Genomic DNA, 16,371 nt, shown 5'->3' on the forward strand with positions numbered 1-16,371 from the left:
GCTCAAACAGCTCCCGCCGTCGGGATCACCTATGTTCCCAGCAAGGACTTTTCTGATACTGGCACTGGCACCTCAGAATTCGGCCGATTTCTTCCTTCATGACCTCCTCGGCAAGTGTCCCAGGCCCCACTCCGAAGACGGCTACGTGCCCGAGGTGCTCCAGCAGGTCTCGAATCTTCGGGTTCGGAACAGTCGACGCGAAGATCCCCCGAGCCCTGAGCAATTCGGACATCAGACCGGAGAATCCGCGTCCGAGGGACAGCGAAATCTTGTCGCTGTAGTACTTCGCCTCGATCACGACGTAAGGATCGCACCAGTGCGGATCCTCCCGGTCCGTCCGACGCTGCCGCGCGATGCGCGCTGGAAGGACCAGCACATCGGCTTCATGGAGCACGCCGCTGCGGCCTCTTACCCGCACTCCGACATGTACTTCCAATTCATCGGCCCCCAGGCACAGACCGGTCTCGGACTGCCGGGGAGGTAGCTTCAGTACGGCATGCGTGTACTGATGTACGACGGAGAGCCGTCCCGGGCCGCGTCGAAGCCTCACATCCTTCGGTGTCGCACCGTGCCGGTCCAATATCTCGATATCGGTGTACCCCCGCCGCCGGGCAGCCTGTAGAACAAGACACCACAGGTAGGCCTCGTACAGGTCGTCGTTCTTCGTCACCCCGGCCGTCGAGCCTGCCGGCGCACGCGGAAGTACCGTGGCGATCTCGCCCCGCAGAGTACTGATCAAATTCGCCCGCGCGGTTTCCTTCTCGTCCTGCACGGTCACGTGTACTCACCGCCGTCATCGCCCGTGGAAGGACGCGGAACCCAGGGTCCACGCGAGAGCGACGCCTGGGCCCGTAGCTGTTCCACCGTTCTCCTGACCCCCACCAGCGCGGCTTCCCTTTCCCGTCCCACCTCGTCGGCAACAGACCACTCCCGGGAAAATCTGGTACCGGAAGAGACATCGGGACCGGGGGCATCCTCGATGATCAGTTTTTCTTTCCCCAAGCGACGGAGCTCGGCACAGACCACTGCCTCCATCTCAAGCGAAGAAACCGCGTATCCCTCGATCAAATCGAGCAGAATGGCGGTCTGGGTCAGAGCCGGACTCACTGGACCGACGTCACCGGCCTGATCAGCACGAGGCAACCGCCCAAGAAGAGGCCACAACGTGTCTGCGAACGGTGTCAGGTCATCCGGGCCATCACCCTCCACGCACTCATCACGGAGGGTACGCGCCTGCTCGGCCAGAAATCCCAGCCCTTCCTGATCAAGCATGCCCGTGAGATCCGCAAGCATGCTTCGCGCTTCTTCCTCGTTCATCCGCCGATGCCTTCCGGGCGATCTGGACGCTGGCACCAACCCTTCGGCTTACGTCATCTCAGCCTTGATCGGTGAACCGAAGACAACCACTGGTCCACCTGATCTTCTACGGCACCAGCACGATCCGGATCGGGTCGCCGATCTTCTGGTCCAGCCGCCGCACCGCCTCGGCCGCGCTGGCCAGCGGCAGCACCTCGCTGACCGACCGGGAGAGCTCCAGGCGCCCCGTCCCGATCAGCGCGAGCAGCTGCTGGACATGCTCCGGCCGCGATCCGTAGTGCCCGCGCACCTGCTGCTCCAGGTAGCTGAGCCGGGTGGCGTCGGCGATCGTCAGGGCCTCGTCACCGAGCCCGACCAGCACCAGCCGCCCGCCGTGGCCGAGCACCCTCACCGCCTGCTCGCGCACGGCGGCGACCCCGGCGAAGTCGAACGCGACCGCCAGGCCCGCGCCGCCGGTGAATTCCCGCACCGTGCGGGCAAAGTCGCCGGCCGCCGGGTCGAGGGCCAGGTCGGCACCGAACTCCAGGGCCCGGGCCCGGGCGGCCGGCAGCGGGTCGACGGCCACGATCGGCGCCGCGCCGACGGCGCGCAGCAGTTGCACGGCATGCACCCCCAGCCCGCCGATCCCCCAGACTCCCACGGGCTGCGCGGGTTTCACTCCGGCCGTGGTGGTGATCGCCGCCCACGGGGTGGACACCGCGTCGGGAACGAAACACGCCTGCTCGAACGGCAGCCCGTCCGGGATCGGGACCACCGTGCCGGCCAGGGCCACGGCGTACTCGGCCCAGCCGCCGTCGTAGTCGACGCCCCGGGTGACGATCATCCCGTCCCGGAACTGCCCGGCCAGCAACAGCACCCGCTGACCGGCGGCGAGACCGGTCACCCCCTGACCGACCTCGTCGACCACCCCGGCGACCTCGTGCCCGAGAGTGACCGAACCCTCGCGCAGGAAAGCGGGTTTCAGCATGCCCTGGATCACGTGGACGTCGGAGAGGCACACCCCGGCGGCCTTCACCGCGATCCGCACCTCCCCAGGGCCGACGTGCGGCTCGGGAACCTCCTCCACCCCGAAGGCGCCGGTGGTCACGTTCCAGCGGGCGGCCCTCATGGCTTCTCCCCTGTTCCGTCGAGGGCTTCGGCTCGGGCGGCGAGATCGTCGGCGAACCGCCCGAGCAGGTTCGCGAACGTCTGCCGGTCCTGAGCGGACCAGCCGTTCAGCACCTCGGCGAACCAGCCGAGCACGGTGTGCAGGTAGCGGGTCGCGGCCTCGGCGCCGGCCGGGGTCAGCTCGATCAGCCGGGCCCGCTGGTCGTGCGGATCGGGCACCCGCCGGGCCAGGTCACGGCGTTCCAGCTCGTTCAGCTGCCGGGTGACGTGCGGGCCGACCACCTGCATGCGGGTGGCGATCTCACCGATCCGCAACGGCTCCCCGGCCATGTGCAGGGTGACCAGCACGGTGATCGCTGGCCGGTCGACGTTCAGCCCGGAGGCCGCCATCGCCCGCTCGATCAGTCTGCCGCGGTTCAGCACAGAACTCATCTGAGACATCCGGGAGAGCACGCCCAGCAGATCGAGGTCCGGGACGCCAGGCGTCGAGGTGTCCGCCATCACACTCCAATAGATACCTAACTTAGGTATATGTTTGAACTCGGTCAGCATCCCTAAGGTAGCTATTCATTCGGAGGAGACAGATGACCAGCCCCCGCAGGAAGAAGGTCCTGATCTCCGGCGCGAGCATCGCCGGGCCCACCCTCGCCCACTGGCTGAGCCGTGGCGGCTTCGAGGTCACCGTGGTGGAGAAGGCCGCCGCCGTGCGCGGCGGCGGCTACCCGATCGACATCCGGGGCAGCGCGCTCGGGGTGGTCGAGCGCATGGGCCTGCTGCCGGCGCTGCGCGAGGCGCACATCGACACCCGCCGCATCACCTTCCTGCACCCGGACGGCAGCCCGGTGGTCACGCTGCGACCGGAGAAGGTGGCGGGCGGCGTGCACAGCCGCGACCTCGAGGTGCCGCGCGGCGACCTCACCGCGCTGCTCCACGGCACGGTCCGCGACGACGTCGAGTTCCTCTTCGGCGAGAGCATTCTCGAGCTGCACGAACAGGTGGACGCCGTCACGGTCACCTTCCGGGGCGGCGCGGTGCGCGAGTTCGATCTGGTGGTGGGGGCCGACGGCCTGCACTCCAGCACCCGCGGCCTGGTGTTCGGCCCGGAACCGCAGTTCCACTGCTATCTGGGGCACTGCTTCGCCGGTTTCACCCTGGAGAACACCTGGGGCCTCGACCACGAGGCGGTGCTCTGGAACACCGCGGGCCGCGGCGCCGCCCTCTACGCCGCCGGTGACACCACCACCCTGCACGGATTCCTCATGTTCAGCCGGCCCGAGCCGCCGTTCGAGGCGTTCCGCGACCCGCAGGCCCAGCGCGACCTGCTCACCACCACCTTCGCCGACGACGGCTGGGAGGTGCCCACCCTGGTCCGGGCCATGCGCGACGCCGACGACCTGTTCTTCGACGTGGTCAGCCAGATCCGCGCGCCGCGCTGGTCGCGGGGCCGGGTCGCCCTGGCCGGCGACGCCGCCCACGCCCCGTCGTTCCTCACCGGGCAGGGCACCAGCCTGGCCCTGGCCGGGGCGTACCTGCTGGCCCGCGAACTGGTCTCGACCCCGGACCACGCCCTCGCCCTGTCCGCCTACGAACGGCGGGCGCGCCCCTACGTCGAGGCGAACCAGGCCCTGGTCGGGCCCGGTGACGTCACGATGCACCCACGCACCCCCGAGGCGCTGACCGCCCGCAACGCCATGCTGCGCTCCCTGGACTCGCTGCCCGGCGACACCGACCGCCCCGCCTACTCGGCCCTCACCCTGCCCGACTTCCCCTCCGGGGCGGGCCCTCTCGGGCGGCCCTGACCAGACCCGAAGGCCACAGCGAAGGCGGTGCGGGCGTCGCCGGAGGCCACCACGCCCGCACCGCTTGTGACAGGCTGACCGGAACGTCCCACCGCCCGAACGGAAAGCAGGTGGCCATGTCCGAGCACGCCCCCGTCGGCACCCTGGAGGGCTGGACCCGATCGCCGTTCACCGGCGGCGGCCTGACCTACGACGTGTACCGCCGCGGCAGCGGGCCGGGGGTGGTGCTGATCCCGGAGATCCCCGGCATCACGCCCGAGGTGCTGGGACTGGCGGAACACCTGGTGCTGAGCGGGTTCACCGTCGCCGTCCCCTCCCCTTTCGGCACCCCCGGGCGCCCGGCCTCGGCGGGATACACCGTCGGCACCGTGGCCCGGCTGTGCGTGGCGAGCGAGTTCCGGGCCTTCGCGGTGGGCGCGAGCCGGCCGATCACCGGTTTCCTGCGAGCGCTCGCGGCCGACCTGGCCGACCGTACCCCCGGCAACGGGGCCGGCGTGATCGGCATGTGCTTCACCGGCGGCTTCGCCCTGGCCACCGCCGTGGACGGCTCGGTCACCGCCGCGGTCGCCAGTCAGCCCGCGGCGCCGTTCCCGGTCAGCCGGCGGCACCGGGCCGACCCGACCATGAGCCCGGCGGAGTTCGACCAGGTGGCCGAGCGCGCCGCCCGGGGTGACGTGTGCGCGCTCGGCCTGCGGTTCTCGCACGACGGATCGGTGCCGGCCGAGCGCTTCCGCACTCTGTCGGACCGGCTGGGCGATGCCTTCCGGGTGATCGAGATCGATTCCGGCCCGGGCAATCCCGGCGGCTTCTCGCGGGCCGCGCACTCGGTGCTGACCAGCGAGGTGCGCGAGCGGCCCGGCCATCCGGCCCGGCAGGCCCGCGACGAGGTGGTCGCCTTCCTGCGGGAGCGGCTGGATCCCGACGGGGTTGCCGACCGTTAAATCACGTGCTTTAAATAGTTACGCAACGAATCTGCATGATTTCCGAGAGTTGCGAAAGAGGTGTCCCTTGACGAACCTCACCGAACCCGGAACCCCGTCCTACCCGATGGCACGTGATGCTCGCTGCCCGTTCGACCCTCCGCCCCCGCTGCACGATCTCCAGCAGCAGGCCCCGCTGACCAGGGTGCGCATCTGGGACGGCACCGAACACTGGCTGGTCACCCGCTACGAGGAGCAGCGCGAGCTGCTCGCCGACCCCCGGCTCAGCTCCGACGTCCACCGGGCCGGATATCCGCGCACCGCAGCGGCTTCCGGCACCACCCGGGTCGGCTTCATCCTGATGGACGACCCGGAGCACGCCCGGCTGCGGCGCCTGGTCACCGCGCCGTTCATGATCAGGAGGATCCGGGCGATGCGGCCCGCCGTGCAGCGCATCGTCGACGAGCTGATCGACGCCCTCCTGGCCGGGCCGAAACCCGTCGACCTGGTCGAGGCGTTCGCGCTGCCGGTGCCGTCGCTGGTGATCTGCGACCTGCTCGGGGTGCCCTACGCCGACCACGACTTCTTCCAGGCCAACAGCAAGAACCTGATCCGGGTCTCGATCCCCGCGCAGCAGCGCGGCGAGGCCGTCCGCAACCTGCACGACTACCTGGCCGCGCTGTTGCTGAAAAAGGCCGGGCAGCCTGGGGACGACGTCCTCACCCGGCTGGCGCGTGACGTGGAGAACGGCGAGCTGACCGCCGACGACGCGGCGGGCATCGGGGTGCTGCTCCTGGTCGCCGGGCACGAGACCACCGCGAACATGATCGCCCTGGGCACCCTCGCGCTGCTCGAGAACCCGCACCAGCTGGATCTTCTCCGCAACAGCGACGACCCGGCCATGGTCTCCGCCGCGGTGGAGGAACTGCTGCGCTACCTGAACATCACGCACAACGGGCGACGCCGGGTGGCCCTGGAAGACATCCGGATCGGCGAGACCCTGATCCGGGCCGGCGAGGGCGTCATCTGCCCCACCGACATCGGCAACCGCGACCCACGGGCCTTCGACCACCCGGACGACCTGGATCTGGGCCGGGATGCCCGGCACCACACCGCTTTCGGGTTCGGTGTGCACCAGTGCCTGGGTCAGCCGCTGGCCCGGATGGAACTCCAGGTGGTCTACAGCACGCTGTACCGGCGCATCCCCACCCTGCGTCTGGCCACCGGCGTCGAAGACCTGCCGTTCAAGCACGACGGCGCCGTGTACGGCGTGTACGAACTTCCCGTCACCTGGTGAAAGGACGTGCATCATGAAGGTTTTGCTGGACCAGGACAAGTGCGTGGCCTCCGGTCAGTGCGTGGTGGCCGCGGAGGCGGTGTTCGACCAGCGCGACGAGGACGGCGTGGCCCTGCTGCTCACCGACGAGCCGCCGGACGACCAGGCCGGTGACGTGAAGCAGGCCGCCGCCGTGTGTCCCGCCCGCGCCATCCGCTACACGACCGACTGAGATCCACGCCAGAATGGGCGGGTGGACGACCAGGGCCGAAGACCGTTCAGCGCCACACAGCTACGCCTGCTCGACACCGCCGAGCGGCTCTACGCCGAGCACGGCCTCGCGCACGTGTCCAACCGCCAGATCGGCGAGGCCGCCGGACAGGGCAACACCGCCGCCGTCACCTACCACTTCGGCACGAGGACCGGCCTGATCCTGGCGATCGTGCGGCGGCACGCGGCGCCGATCGAGCAGTTGCGGCACGAACTGCTCGCCGGCTGCTCCCCCGGCGCCGGGCCGCGCGACCTGGTGGCCTGTCTGGTGCTGCCGCTGACCCGGCACCTCGACCAGCTCGGCAGCACCGGGCAGGCCACCTGGTACGCCCGGTTCAGCGCCCAGCTGCTCACCGATCCGCAGCTGCACCGCACCGTAGTGGCCGAGAGCCTGACCTCACCCGCCACCACCGAACTGCTGGAGCGCCTCGGCCGCAGCCTGCCGGTGCTGCCCCCGGCCGTCCGCCTGGCCCGGGGCCGGATGGCGAGTTCGCTGCTCGTGCACACCACCGCCGATCAGGAGCGCGCTCTGGCCGACGGTTCCGCCGACCTGACCTGGGCCCAGCTGTCGGACCACCTGGCCGACGCTCTCGTCGGGCTGCTGGAGGCCCCGGCCCATATCAACACTCCGTAGCCAGCCGGGCCCCTGAGTCACGGCCGGTGCGACGAATGTACGTCCCTCGTTGACCCTCTGTGTCGTCGAGGCGCACCGTTGACAGCGATGTACACCTTGTCCTCACCCAGCGTGCTCGCCACCGATGCCGCCGCCCACCCGGGCGCCGTGCAGGTCCTGCGAGCCATCAGCAGCGCCTTCCGGATCACCCAGGACGGCGCGTTCGCGCTGGCCCGGGCCTGGCAGGAGCGGGACGACACCGCCGCCGATGTCGCCTGGGGCCTGGTCGCGATCCTCGACCTCAACGCCCCCACCATGCCCAGCACCCTGCGCGCCGCCGCCACCGCCCTGCGCGACGGCACCGAGCCGAGCGCCGACCACCTGGCCTCCGGCCGGTTCGGCACCGCCACCGAGGTGGGCACGCTGATCGCGGCCGAGGCCGCGGTCTGGCCGGACGCCCCGAGCGTGCCGATCCCCGGCGCGCTCCAGGTCCCCGCCTCCGCCGCCGCGGCGGCCGCGTCCGTCGCGGCCCTGTGGGCCTGCCCGGAGCTGGAGCAGGAACACGTGCGGGCGCTGCGCGCACCGTTCACCGCCGTCGCCCTGAACGGTGAGAACGTGTTCGAGACCGGGGCCTCGCTCTACGGCCCGCGGGGCGAGTCGGTGCGGGAGCTGATCGGCCAGGTGCGAGCCGGGGCGATCACGCCACAGCAGCTGTCGTCCGTGGTCTGGCCGTCCGGGGTCTGGTCGGGCGCCATGCACGAGGCCGCCTGGACCTGCCTGAAGGAGGGCCGGCTGCGCGCCCAGATGCGGGCCGTGATCGACGTGACGCTGGAGTTCGTGCTGGCCAACCCGCGGCTGACCGCGGTCGGGACCCGGGCCTGCCTGCCCACCCTGCACGCGATGACGGTGCGGCGTCTGGTGGCCGACACGGCCGGTGAGAAGGCGCTGGGCGAGCTGGCTCTGGCCGACCTCGCCTTCTGACCAGCCTTCTTCTGAGAGGCTGAAATTGATGGACGACGCAAGACCCGGCCGGTCTTGCGTCGTCCATCAATTTCACTGTTGCCTGCGCCAGACCCACCAGGTCAGCAGCGCGCCGCCGACCGGCACGCCGAGGCCGACGGTGGCCAGGCGGTAGAGCAGGATGCCGGAGGCGACCGCCGCCCCCTCCACGCCGGGAGCGAGCATCAGCACCCCGGCCAGGCCGAGTTCCACCACCCCGAGACCGGCCGGCGTGATGCCGACCAGGGTGAGCAGCCGCTCCCCGCAGAACGCGGCGAGCACCAGCCCGAACGGCACCGCCGCACCGGACACCCGTAGGCACGCCGTGAGCAGCGCCAGCAGCAGCACGGTGTAGGCGCACATCCCGGCGCCGAGCCGCGACCACGACCGCACCACGGTCTCGCGCGAGGCCGCCACCACCCGCTCGACCGCCAGCACGGCCCGGCACAAGCCGGACCCGGCGCGCAGTCCCGCGCCGAGCCGGCGCAGCAGCCCCTGACAGGCCAGCAGCCCGAGCGCGCCGAAACCGGCCGCGGCCAGGCCACCCACACCGGCCGCGAGGAACGGCGCCCGGGCCCCGAGCTGCTCGGGCAGCCGGCCGCCCAGCGCCAGCGGGATCAGGGCCAGCGGCAGCAGGAACTTCATGATCACGTCGCAGAGGTTCACCACGACCGTGTAGGTGGCGATCGCCGGGCCGGGAAACCCCCAGCCCCGGCTCATCCGGTAGTTCAGCGCCACCCCGGCGGCCCCGCCGAGCGGCAGCACGTTGGCCACGGCGGCGCCGGTCAGGCTCAGCATCAGGGCCCGGCGGCAGTCCAGGCCCGGCATCGCGGCGGACAGCGCCACCGAGTGCGCGAGCTTGCCCACCACCCACAGCGCGACCAGGCCGGCGAGCGAGAACGCCGACAGCGAGGTGAGGGCCGCGACGATGTCGGCCCAGCCGGTCTTCATCACGGCCGGGAAGATCCACGCCAGGCCCAGCCCGGCCGCGGTGACGGCGACCAGGTGGAGCAGGCCCTGCCGGATCCTGCGGGCCCGGGGCACCGGCAGGGCCAGGGACTCGGGCAGGGCCAGAGATTCGGGCAGGGCCAGAGATTCGGGCAGGGCCAGGGAATCGGGCTGGGGCAGCACGTTCGAGGATGTCGTCATGGCGTTGAATGCAGGCTGTCCAATGGCAGGCCGGGCGGTGTCGACGTCAGAACAGTTGTCCCGGCCGCACTGCCGATGGCCCATTTTTCTATCACACGTAACGGATTGATCACCTCGCCCGAAAATCCCGTAGCGGCCGGGTATTGCCTTCATCCGACCAGGTGAAGTCCGGCGTCGTTGCGCCATCCGGGCCGCCCGTGTACCGATGCACCGAGCCGGAAGACAGGCAGATCAGGCACGACGCGGGGGGCGTACGGGTGGTGAGCTCGGCCGCGATGCGTTCCGCCAGGATCGCCCTGCTCGCGGCGCTGGTCACGTTCGTCCTCGACCTGGCCGCGCTGACCGTGCTGACCCATCCGGCCACCGGCGAGCTGACGATCTGGCCGATGGCCGGCGTCGGGCCGGTCGCCCTGATGCTGTGCCCCCGGTGGCGCTGGCCGCCGCTCCTGGCCGGTTTCACCGTCGCCACCGTGGCCGTCGTGCCGCTGTTCGGCATCACCGTGGAGGGGGCCGGCAGCGCGCTGGCCGGGATCTGCGAGATCGTCCTCACCGCGCTGCTGCTCACCCGGTTCATGGCCGAGCAGAAGATCCGGCGCACCTTCCGAGACCTGGGCCGGGTGCTGCTGTGCGCCCTGGCCGCCGGGCTGACCGGGTCGGCCCTGTTCGTGCTGTTCACCGTGCCGGCCGCGCGTCCGCCGGCCGAGCTCCTGATCGACCACACGGCCAGTCACCTGCTCGGCCTGTTCGTGTTCGCCCCGGGTCTGCTGGCCCGGCCGGACCGGGACGGCCCACTGCGCCGCCGGGTCAACCTCGAGTGGGCCGGGCAGCTGGCCCTCACCCTGGGCATCGCCGCCCTGCTGTTCCTCACCCCGCAGCGGCTCCAGTCGTCGTCGATCCTGGTGCTGCCGCTGTTCTGGGGCGCGATCCGGCTCGGGCCGTTCCGGGCGATGATCACCCAGGCCGCCACGGTGGCCATCGCCGTGGTCGGCACCAACCACGGTCTGGGGCGGCTCGCGGCGTTCAACGGCACACCGCACGAGGTGGTGTTCGCCATGCAGCTGGCGCTGCTGAACCTGGCCCTGGCCACCCTCGTCGTCACCATGGTGGCCCAGGTGCGCGACCGTGTGGCGGCGCTCATGCACGACCGCACCCGCGACCTGGCGATGGCCGAGCAGCTGGCCCGGATCGGCTCGACCCGGTGGGAACCGGGCGGGGGTGACGTGGTGTGGAGCGAGGGCATGCACACGCTGCTGGGCACCCCGGCCCGGGACGGGCCGTCGCTGGCCGCGATGCTGGCGGCCCTGCACCCGGACGACCGCGAGCGGGTGCACCGCGACCTGGCGACGATCGGGCGCGACGGCGGAAGCCGCACGTCCGAGTACCGGATCGTGCGCGACGGCGAGGTGCTCGACGTGATCTCGTACGCGACCGCCGAGACCGGCCCGGGCGGCCGGGTGCGGCGGGTGTTCGCGACGGTGCAGGACATCACCGAGGCCAAGGCCGCGGCCGAGGAGATCCGGCGCTCGCACGACCAGGTGTCGGCCGTGCTCGACGCGGTCACCGGCGCGGCCATCATCGGCGTGGACCCGCGGGCCAACCTGATCCAGTTCTTCAACCGGGGCGCGGAGAACCTGTTCGGCTACACCGCCGGGGAGGCGGTCGGCGTGTTCGGGGTGGACGCGCTGCACGACCCGGACGAGCTGGCCCGGCTGGCCGAGCAGGGGGTCACGGTCAAGGACGAGGTGCTGCGCAGCGTCGCCTCGCACGGCATGGTGGGCCGGCAGTGGGTGTTCCGGCGCAAGAACGGCACCACGTTCCCGGGCCAGCTCACGGTCAGCGCGCAGCCCGGCCCGGACGGCCGGCCCGCGGCGCTGATCGGCGTGGTCACCGACCTGTCCACGGTGCTGCGGGCGCAGGCCGACCTGGCCGAGAGCCAGGACCGGTTCCGGCTGGCCTTCGACGGCGCCCCGGTCGGGATGGCCATGGTCTCCCTGGCGCCCGGTGCGGTCGGCCGGATCTCCCAGGTGAACGCCGCCTTCTGCCTGATCACCGGGCACGCCGAGGCGGACCTGCTGGACCGCCCGATCCAGGACCTGCTGAACGACACCGAGGACGTCGAGTCGTCCCAGCGCAACGTCGCCGACCTGCTGGCGGGGCGGATCGAGGTGATCGTCACCGAGCGCCGCATCCGGCGCCCGGACGACCAGCTGCGCTGGGGCCGGGTGTCCACCTCGGCGGTGCGCCCGCCGAACCGCGACCCCTACCTGATCTGCCTGGTGGAGGACATCACCGCGCGGATCGAGCTGACCGACCGCCTGCACCACGACGCCACCCACGACTCGCTCACCGGCCTGCCCAACCGGCTGCTGCTGCACCGTCAGCTGGAGCAGGCGCTGGCCGACCCACGGACCGGCCGGATCGCCGCGCTCTACCTCGACCTGGACGGGTTCAAGGCGGTCAACGACACCCAGGGCCACGGCGCCGGTGACGAGCTGCTGATCCAGGTGGCCGACCGGATCGCCGCCTCGGTGCGGGCGACCGACGTGGTGGCGCGGCTGGGCGGGGACGAGTTCGCGATCCTCTGCCCGGGGGTGCCCGACGTGGAGACGGCGATGCGGATCGGGCACAGCATCCTGGCCGTGCTGTCGCAGGAGTTCGACCTGAGCCAGGCCCGGGCCCGGGTGGGGGCCAGCATCGGGGTGGCCATGGCCGTAGACGGCGACACCGGCGCCAACCTGCTGCACGCCGCCGACCAGGCGATGTACTCGGCCAAGCGGGCGGGCAAGGGCGCCGTCAGCCTGAGTCCCCGCAACCTGCCCGCGGGTGGTGCGCGGGCCCGCCGGTGATCCACGGTCCATGATTCAGTTCATGGACGACGAAAAGCCCCGCCCCTCCCGGTTCCGCCGGATTCTGCGGCGCGGCCTGGTCACGCTCTGCGGTCTGGTGGCCCTCCTGGTGACCCTCCCGGTGCTGACGATCGGCACCGGCATCGGCACGCTGGTGGCCTACGGGTCCGGTGGCACGGACCGGTCCGTGCGCAGCACCGGGCAGGACGCGTACTGGCTGGGGCACGCCTGGGTGGACGGCCGCAAGACGCAGGCCGACGTGACGGCGCTGGCCGCGCAGCTGTCCGGCACCGGCATCCGCGACCTGTTCGTGCACACCGGCCCGTACGCCGACGACGGCACCCTGGACCCGTCGCTGCGTCCCCGGGCGGTCTGGCTGACCGGGGCCCTGCACACCGCGCTGCCGGGGGTGCGGGTGCAGGCCTGGCTGGGCGACGTGCTGGCCCCCGACCGCATGGACCTGTCGTCGCCGAGCACCCGGGCCAACGTGCTGGCCGGGGTGGACGCCGTGCTGGCCGACGGATTCGACGGCGTGCACTTCGACTTCGAGCCGGTGCGCAACGACGACGAGGACCTGCCCGTGCTGCTGGCCGCCACCCGCGAGCGCACCCGGGCTGCCGGGGCGCTGCTGTCGGTGGCGGTGCCCCAGCTCCAGCCGCTTCCGGGCGTGCAGTTCGCGGTCGACCTGCTGCCGGTGCAGCCGAGCCGGTGGAGCACCGGGTACCTGGGCGAGGTGGCCGGCCTGGTCGACCAGGTCGCGATCATGGCCTACGACACCGCCCTGCCCAGCGAGCGTGCCTACCGCGGCTACATCCGGCGGCAGACCGAGCTGGCACTGGGCGCGGTCCCCAGCGATGTCACGCTGCTGATGGGCGCCCCGGCCTATCACGACCAGAAGATCAACCGGTACGACTTCGCCGAGACCATGCCGGCGTCGGTCGCCGGGGTGCAGCAGGCCCTGGCCGCGGGCTCCGAGGCCGACCGGTCCAGGCCGTTCGGGGTGGCGCTCTACGTCGACTTCGACGCGACGGCCCAGGACTGGGCCGACTACCGGGACCGGTGGGGCACAACTGAGCTCAGCTGACGTCAGTCCACCGCACCGCGCTGGCCGGGCACCTGGAGTCCGGCGTCCACGGCCAGCCGGGCGCTGCGGTTCTGGTCGCGGCCGTGCATCCAGACCACCACGTCGACCGCCCGCAATGCCGTGACCTGCTGCTCCAGCCCGCATCCGGAGATCAGCCGGGTGATCCGCCGCCACAGGTCACGGTCGTCGGCGCGCAGCTGCTCGCGCATGCCCCACCAGTACCCGCCGCTGTCGCGCAGACCGAACTCGCGGGCGATCACCGAGTCGTAGACCGGCACCAGCCGGGGACGCTTGCGGGCCATCAGCTTGCTGGTCACGGTGCGCCCGACGTCCGGGTACTCGCGCAGGCGCTGCCACAGGCGCACCAGCGGCGAGTTGTCGCCCTCCACCAGGTCGTCGTCGGCGTCCACCAGTGACAGGGTCCGGGGGATCCGCCGCAGCAGGTTGGCCAGCACGGCGGCGTCGGGCTCCAGGATCGCGATCATCGCGGGCGGCGGCACCGTCACCGACAGCAGGCCGACGGCCACCAGGTCGAGGGCGGTGAACCGGTCCGGGTCCGGGTCCGGCCCGCCGATCGTCTCGAACGAGGCGCCGGTCCACGGCGGGATCCCGGCCTCACCGATGCCGAAGTAGGTCTTCAGCAGCCCGGCCGCGACCGGCTCGTAGCCGGCGCGCAGGGGCCAGGGCATCGTCAGGGTCGTCGCCATGCCAGGGTTTCGGCGGGGTCGGCACGGCGCTGAAATCACAATCTGGGACGACGAGGAGCCCGCGCCGCGTTCAGCGTGGTTCGCGCAGCGCGTAGACGAAGTCGTTCTCCAGCACGCCGCCGACCAGGAACTGCCGCACGCCGACCTGCTCGAAGCCGGTGCGCTCGTAGAACCGCTGGGCGGAGGTGTTGAGCTGGTTGGTGCCCAGCCAGATCAGCCGTGAGCCGCGGTGGTGGGCCTGTTCCCGCACCCGGGCGAGCAGGGCCCGGCCGATGCCGCCGCCGTGGGCGCCGGGGCGGACGTAGAGCTTGCTGAGGTAGGTGACCCGCTCCGTGGTGCCGATCAGCCGGGCGATCTCCGGCGGGGCGGGCTGGAAGAGGGTGAGGGCGTAGCCGTCCGGTGTGCCGGGCTGCGGTGTGCCGGGCTGCGGTGTTTCGGCCTGCGGGCTGCCGGGCCGGGCGATCGAGACGTCGCAGTTCGGATCGGCCAGATGCTTCCCGAACGCCGCCTCGGACAGCTGTTCGGCGATGAAACCGGACACCGCCTGGGATGTCATGTGCGGCGGGCAGGCCAGGGGAAACGTCTCCGCGGCCAGCCGCGCGAGGTCCGGTATGTCGTGCGGGGAGGCCGCCGTGATCTCGGGACCACGTGCTGCGCCGTCTGCTGAGCCGGCGTTGTCGGGAGTCACAGCTCCACTCTAGGACGCCCGCAAAGCGGCGATGGGCGGTGGCTCCGGACTAACCGGAACCACCACCCATCCCATCAGCACCATGCCTGCACGATGGCCGTGCATGACGCCGGAAGCTCACTCGCGGGTCAGGACGCTCCGTCGTAGGACAGGACGCCGGACCCGAAGATCACTCCAGAATTCAGTTGGCGAGCCGCACGGCCTCGGCCTGCGGGCCCTTCTGACCCTGGGTGACCTCGAACTCCACGTGCTGACCTTCGTCGAGGGCGCGGTAGCCGTCCATCTGGATGGCCGACCAGTGCACGAACACGTCGGCGCCGCCGCCGTCGACCGAGATGAAGCCGAAGCCCTTCTCAGCGTTGAACCACTTGACAGTACCCTGCGCCATGTTTCTCCCAAGACAATGGTGCCCGCCCGAGCCTTGTTGCCCGGCGGACACGACCAGTGTAGGCCCCAGAGGTGTTCCAGCACTCATACGCCGAACGCCTGATTCTTCTCAAGGCCGTTCGGAGGCGCCCTGGAGACGCGAAACCTGTTCTGGCACAGCGGAATGACGACTTACCCAAAAGACTGAGGTTCCGTCGATCCGGCACGCCGGAAATGTCTCCGATCCCGCGTTTGCCTCATCTGGCCGCCAGGAAGAGCCCTCGAGCGGCCGTTCCGACGGTCCGGAGGCGGGCTTCCCGGAGGCCGGCGCGAACGTCCCGAATGCCGATTTCGTCACTCTCCGCCACAACCCCGCCCGTCTCCGCGCCGCCCCCTCCGCTCGGCCCCCAGCTTCGCCATCCCCTCGCCGTCTCTTAGCCGACTCTGCCGTCCTGTCTCCACCCGTGGGGGGGTGAGGCGGTCCACAGGCTGGCGGGTCACCTCTCTTCCTGTTGCCGCTGTTGGACTGCGTCTGCCGGTCCACCCCCTGCCACGGTCTCTCTCGTTGTCACCATCTCCACCTCCTCCCCCGCCATCTCTGCCCCGCCATCTCTGCCCCCGCCATCTCCGCCCCCGCCATCTCTGCCCCCGACTCTCTGCCCCGCCCTCCTCCCGTCTGACTCCTCCCGTCTGCCTCCTCCCGTCTGCCTCCTCCCGTCTGCCTCCTCCCGTCTGCCTCCTCCCGTCTCTGCCCCTGGCCCATACCTCCGCCCCGGTCACGCTCCCTACCCCGTTCTCGGCCACGCCCCTGCGACCGGCCACGCCTCCAATCCCGACCCCGGTCCACCCCCCATCTCCGGCACCGCCCCGTCCCCGCCCGCCCATACCTCCGCCCGGCCATACCTCCGCCCGGCCCTGCCTCCGCCCGGCCATACCTCCGCCCGCTCTTGCCCTATCCGTCCCAGCCCCTGCACCCAGCCCGCATCCCAGCCCCGCACCCGCCCCGGCCCCATGTCCCGCTACGGCGCGGCTCCATCCCGAGCCAGGTCCTGACCGCCGACATGTCCCGGCTCCGGCTTCGATCCGGCCCCAGACCTTCAGCCACGACCGAAACCGCAGCCTCGGGCACCAAGGCCGTGGCCGACGTCCCCCAGCCGGTAGCGCGAACGGCTGGCCAGGAGGTGGCTACCGGCGCGCGATCGCCGGCAGGTCGAGCGGGTTGCCGGCCGA

Annotated in this window: 16 protein-coding genes; 8 read left to right on the forward strand and 8 right to left on the reverse strand. The window is 71.4% G+C overall.

Annotated elements, in window-relative coordinates:
- Window positions 1–25: 25 nt before the first annotated feature.
- The 4 genes from KIH74_RS07365 to KIH74_RS07380 all read right to left on the reverse strand — a co-directional run bounded on the left by KIH74_RS07365 (window position 26) and on the right by KIH74_RS07380 (window position 2,925).
- A complete protein-coding gene (locus KIH74_RS07365) occupies window positions 26–778 on the reverse strand; it encodes a hypothetical protein (RefSeq protein WP_214155046.1) in 753 nt (250 codons plus the stop codon).
- Window positions 775–1,317 (reverse strand): hypothetical protein, encoded by a 543-nt coding sequence (locus KIH74_RS07370; RefSeq protein ID WP_214155047.1) that lies wholly within the window; start codon window positions 1,315–1,317, stop codon window positions 775–777. Before KIH74_RS07370 ends, KIH74_RS07365 begins: the two co-directional genes overlap by 4 nt.
- Before the next feature lie 106 nt (window positions 1,318–1,423).
- Window positions 1,424–2,425, reverse strand: a complete 1,002-nt coding sequence (locus KIH74_RS07375; RefSeq protein WP_214155048.1) for a zinc-binding dehydrogenase — start codon at window positions 2,423–2,425, stop codon at window positions 1,424–1,426.
- Complete coding sequence (locus tag KIH74_RS07380) at window positions 2,422–2,925, reverse strand: MarR family winged helix-turn-helix transcriptional regulator (RefSeq protein WP_214155049.1); 504 nt, start codon at window positions 2,923–2,925, stop codon at window positions 2,422–2,424. The genes KIH74_RS07375 and KIH74_RS07380 overlap by 4 nt, the downstream gene beginning before the upstream one ends.
- An 83-nt stretch (window positions 2,926–3,008) precedes the next feature.
- Between KIH74_RS07380 and KIH74_RS07385 the strand changes: the two genes are divergently transcribed.
- The 6 genes from KIH74_RS07385 to KIH74_RS07410 all read left to right on the forward strand — a co-directional run bounded on the left by KIH74_RS07385 (window position 3,009) and on the right by KIH74_RS07410 (window position 8,283).
- A complete protein-coding gene (locus KIH74_RS07385; RefSeq protein ID WP_214155050.1) occupies window positions 3,009–4,223 on the forward strand; it encodes an FAD-dependent monooxygenase in 1,215 nt (404 codons plus the stop codon).
- A 116-nt stretch (window positions 4,224–4,339) separates the two neighbouring features.
- Complete coding sequence (locus tag KIH74_RS07390) at window positions 4,340–5,164, forward strand: dienelactone hydrolase family protein (protein ID WP_214155051.1); 825 nt, start codon at window positions 4,340–4,342, stop codon at window positions 5,162–5,164.
- A 106-nt stretch (window positions 5,165–5,270) separates the two neighbouring features.
- Entirely contained in the window at window positions 5,271–6,440 is a 1,170-nt protein-coding gene (locus tag KIH74_RS07395; protein ID WP_372492017.1) for a cytochrome P450, read from the forward strand.
- 13 nt (window positions 6,441–6,453) lie between these two features.
- On the forward strand, window positions 6,454–6,651 hold the full coding sequence (locus tag KIH74_RS07400) for a ferredoxin (protein ID WP_214155053.1): 198 nt from the start codon (window positions 6,454–6,456) through the stop codon (window positions 6,649–6,651).
- Window positions 6,652–6,672: 21 nt separating this feature from the next.
- The gene (locus tag KIH74_RS07405) at window positions 6,673–7,323 is read left to right on the forward strand and encodes a TetR/AcrR family transcriptional regulator (protein WP_214155054.1); all 651 of its coding nucleotides are present in this window, start codon (window positions 6,673–6,675) and stop codon (window positions 7,321–7,323) included.
- Between the two features lie 87 nt (window positions 7,324–7,410).
- On the forward strand, window positions 7,411–8,283 hold the full coding sequence (locus KIH74_RS07410) for a hypothetical protein (protein ID WP_214155055.1): 873 nt from the start codon (window positions 7,411–7,413) through the stop codon (window positions 8,281–8,283).
- A gap of 72 nt (window positions 8,284–8,355) precedes the next feature.
- On the opposite strand, the gene KIH74_RS07415 is transcribed toward KIH74_RS07410, so the two are convergent.
- On the reverse strand, window positions 8,356–9,450 hold the full coding sequence (locus tag KIH74_RS07415; RefSeq protein WP_214155056.1) for a lysylphosphatidylglycerol synthase domain-containing protein: 1,095 nt from the start codon (window positions 9,448–9,450) through the stop codon (window positions 8,356–8,358).
- A 275-nt stretch (window positions 9,451–9,725) separates the two neighbouring features.
- On the opposite strand from KIH74_RS07415, the gene KIH74_RS07420 reads away from it, so the two are divergent.
- Both KIH74_RS07420 and KIH74_RS07425 read left to right on the forward strand, forming a co-directional pair.
- On the forward strand, window positions 9,726–12,296 hold the full coding sequence (locus KIH74_RS07420; protein WP_214155057.1) for a diguanylate cyclase domain-containing protein: 2,571 nt from the start codon (window positions 9,726–9,728) through the stop codon (window positions 12,294–12,296).
- A 22-nt stretch (window positions 12,297–12,318) separates the two neighbouring features.
- Entirely contained in the window at window positions 12,319–13,380 is a 1,062-nt protein-coding gene (locus KIH74_RS07425; RefSeq protein ID WP_214155058.1) for a glycoside hydrolase family 18 protein, read from the forward strand.
- A 2-nt stretch (window positions 13,381–13,382) separates the two neighbouring features.
- Here the strand turns inward: KIH74_RS07425 and KIH74_RS07430 are convergent, their stop codons facing one another.
- The 3 genes from KIH74_RS07430 to KIH74_RS07440 form a co-directional block, all read right to left on the reverse strand.
- Window positions 13,383–14,087 carry a DUF6308 family protein gene (locus KIH74_RS07430; protein WP_214155059.1) on the reverse strand — a complete coding sequence of 235 codons (705 nt, stop codon included), beginning with the start codon at window positions 14,085–14,087 and terminating at the stop codon, window positions 13,383–13,385.
- Between the two features lie 70 nt (window positions 14,088–14,157).
- Window positions 14,158–14,775 carry a GNAT family N-acetyltransferase gene (locus tag KIH74_RS07435; RefSeq protein WP_214155060.1) on the reverse strand — a complete coding sequence of 206 codons (618 nt, stop codon included), beginning with the start codon at window positions 14,773–14,775 and terminating at the stop codon, window positions 14,158–14,160.
- A 181-nt stretch (window positions 14,776–14,956) separates the two neighbouring features.
- Window positions 14,957–15,163: a cold-shock protein gene (locus tag KIH74_RS07440; RefSeq protein ID WP_214155061.1), complete on the reverse strand. Its 207-nt coding sequence runs from the start codon at window positions 15,161–15,163 to the stop codon at window positions 14,957–14,959.
- Between the last annotated feature and the right edge of the window lie 1,208 nt (window positions 15,164–16,371).

Source organism: Kineosporia corallincola (genome assembly GCF_018499875.1).
Classification (GTDB): domain Bacteria; phylum Actinomycetota; class Actinomycetes; order Actinomycetales; family Kineosporiaceae; genus Kineosporia; species Kineosporia corallincola.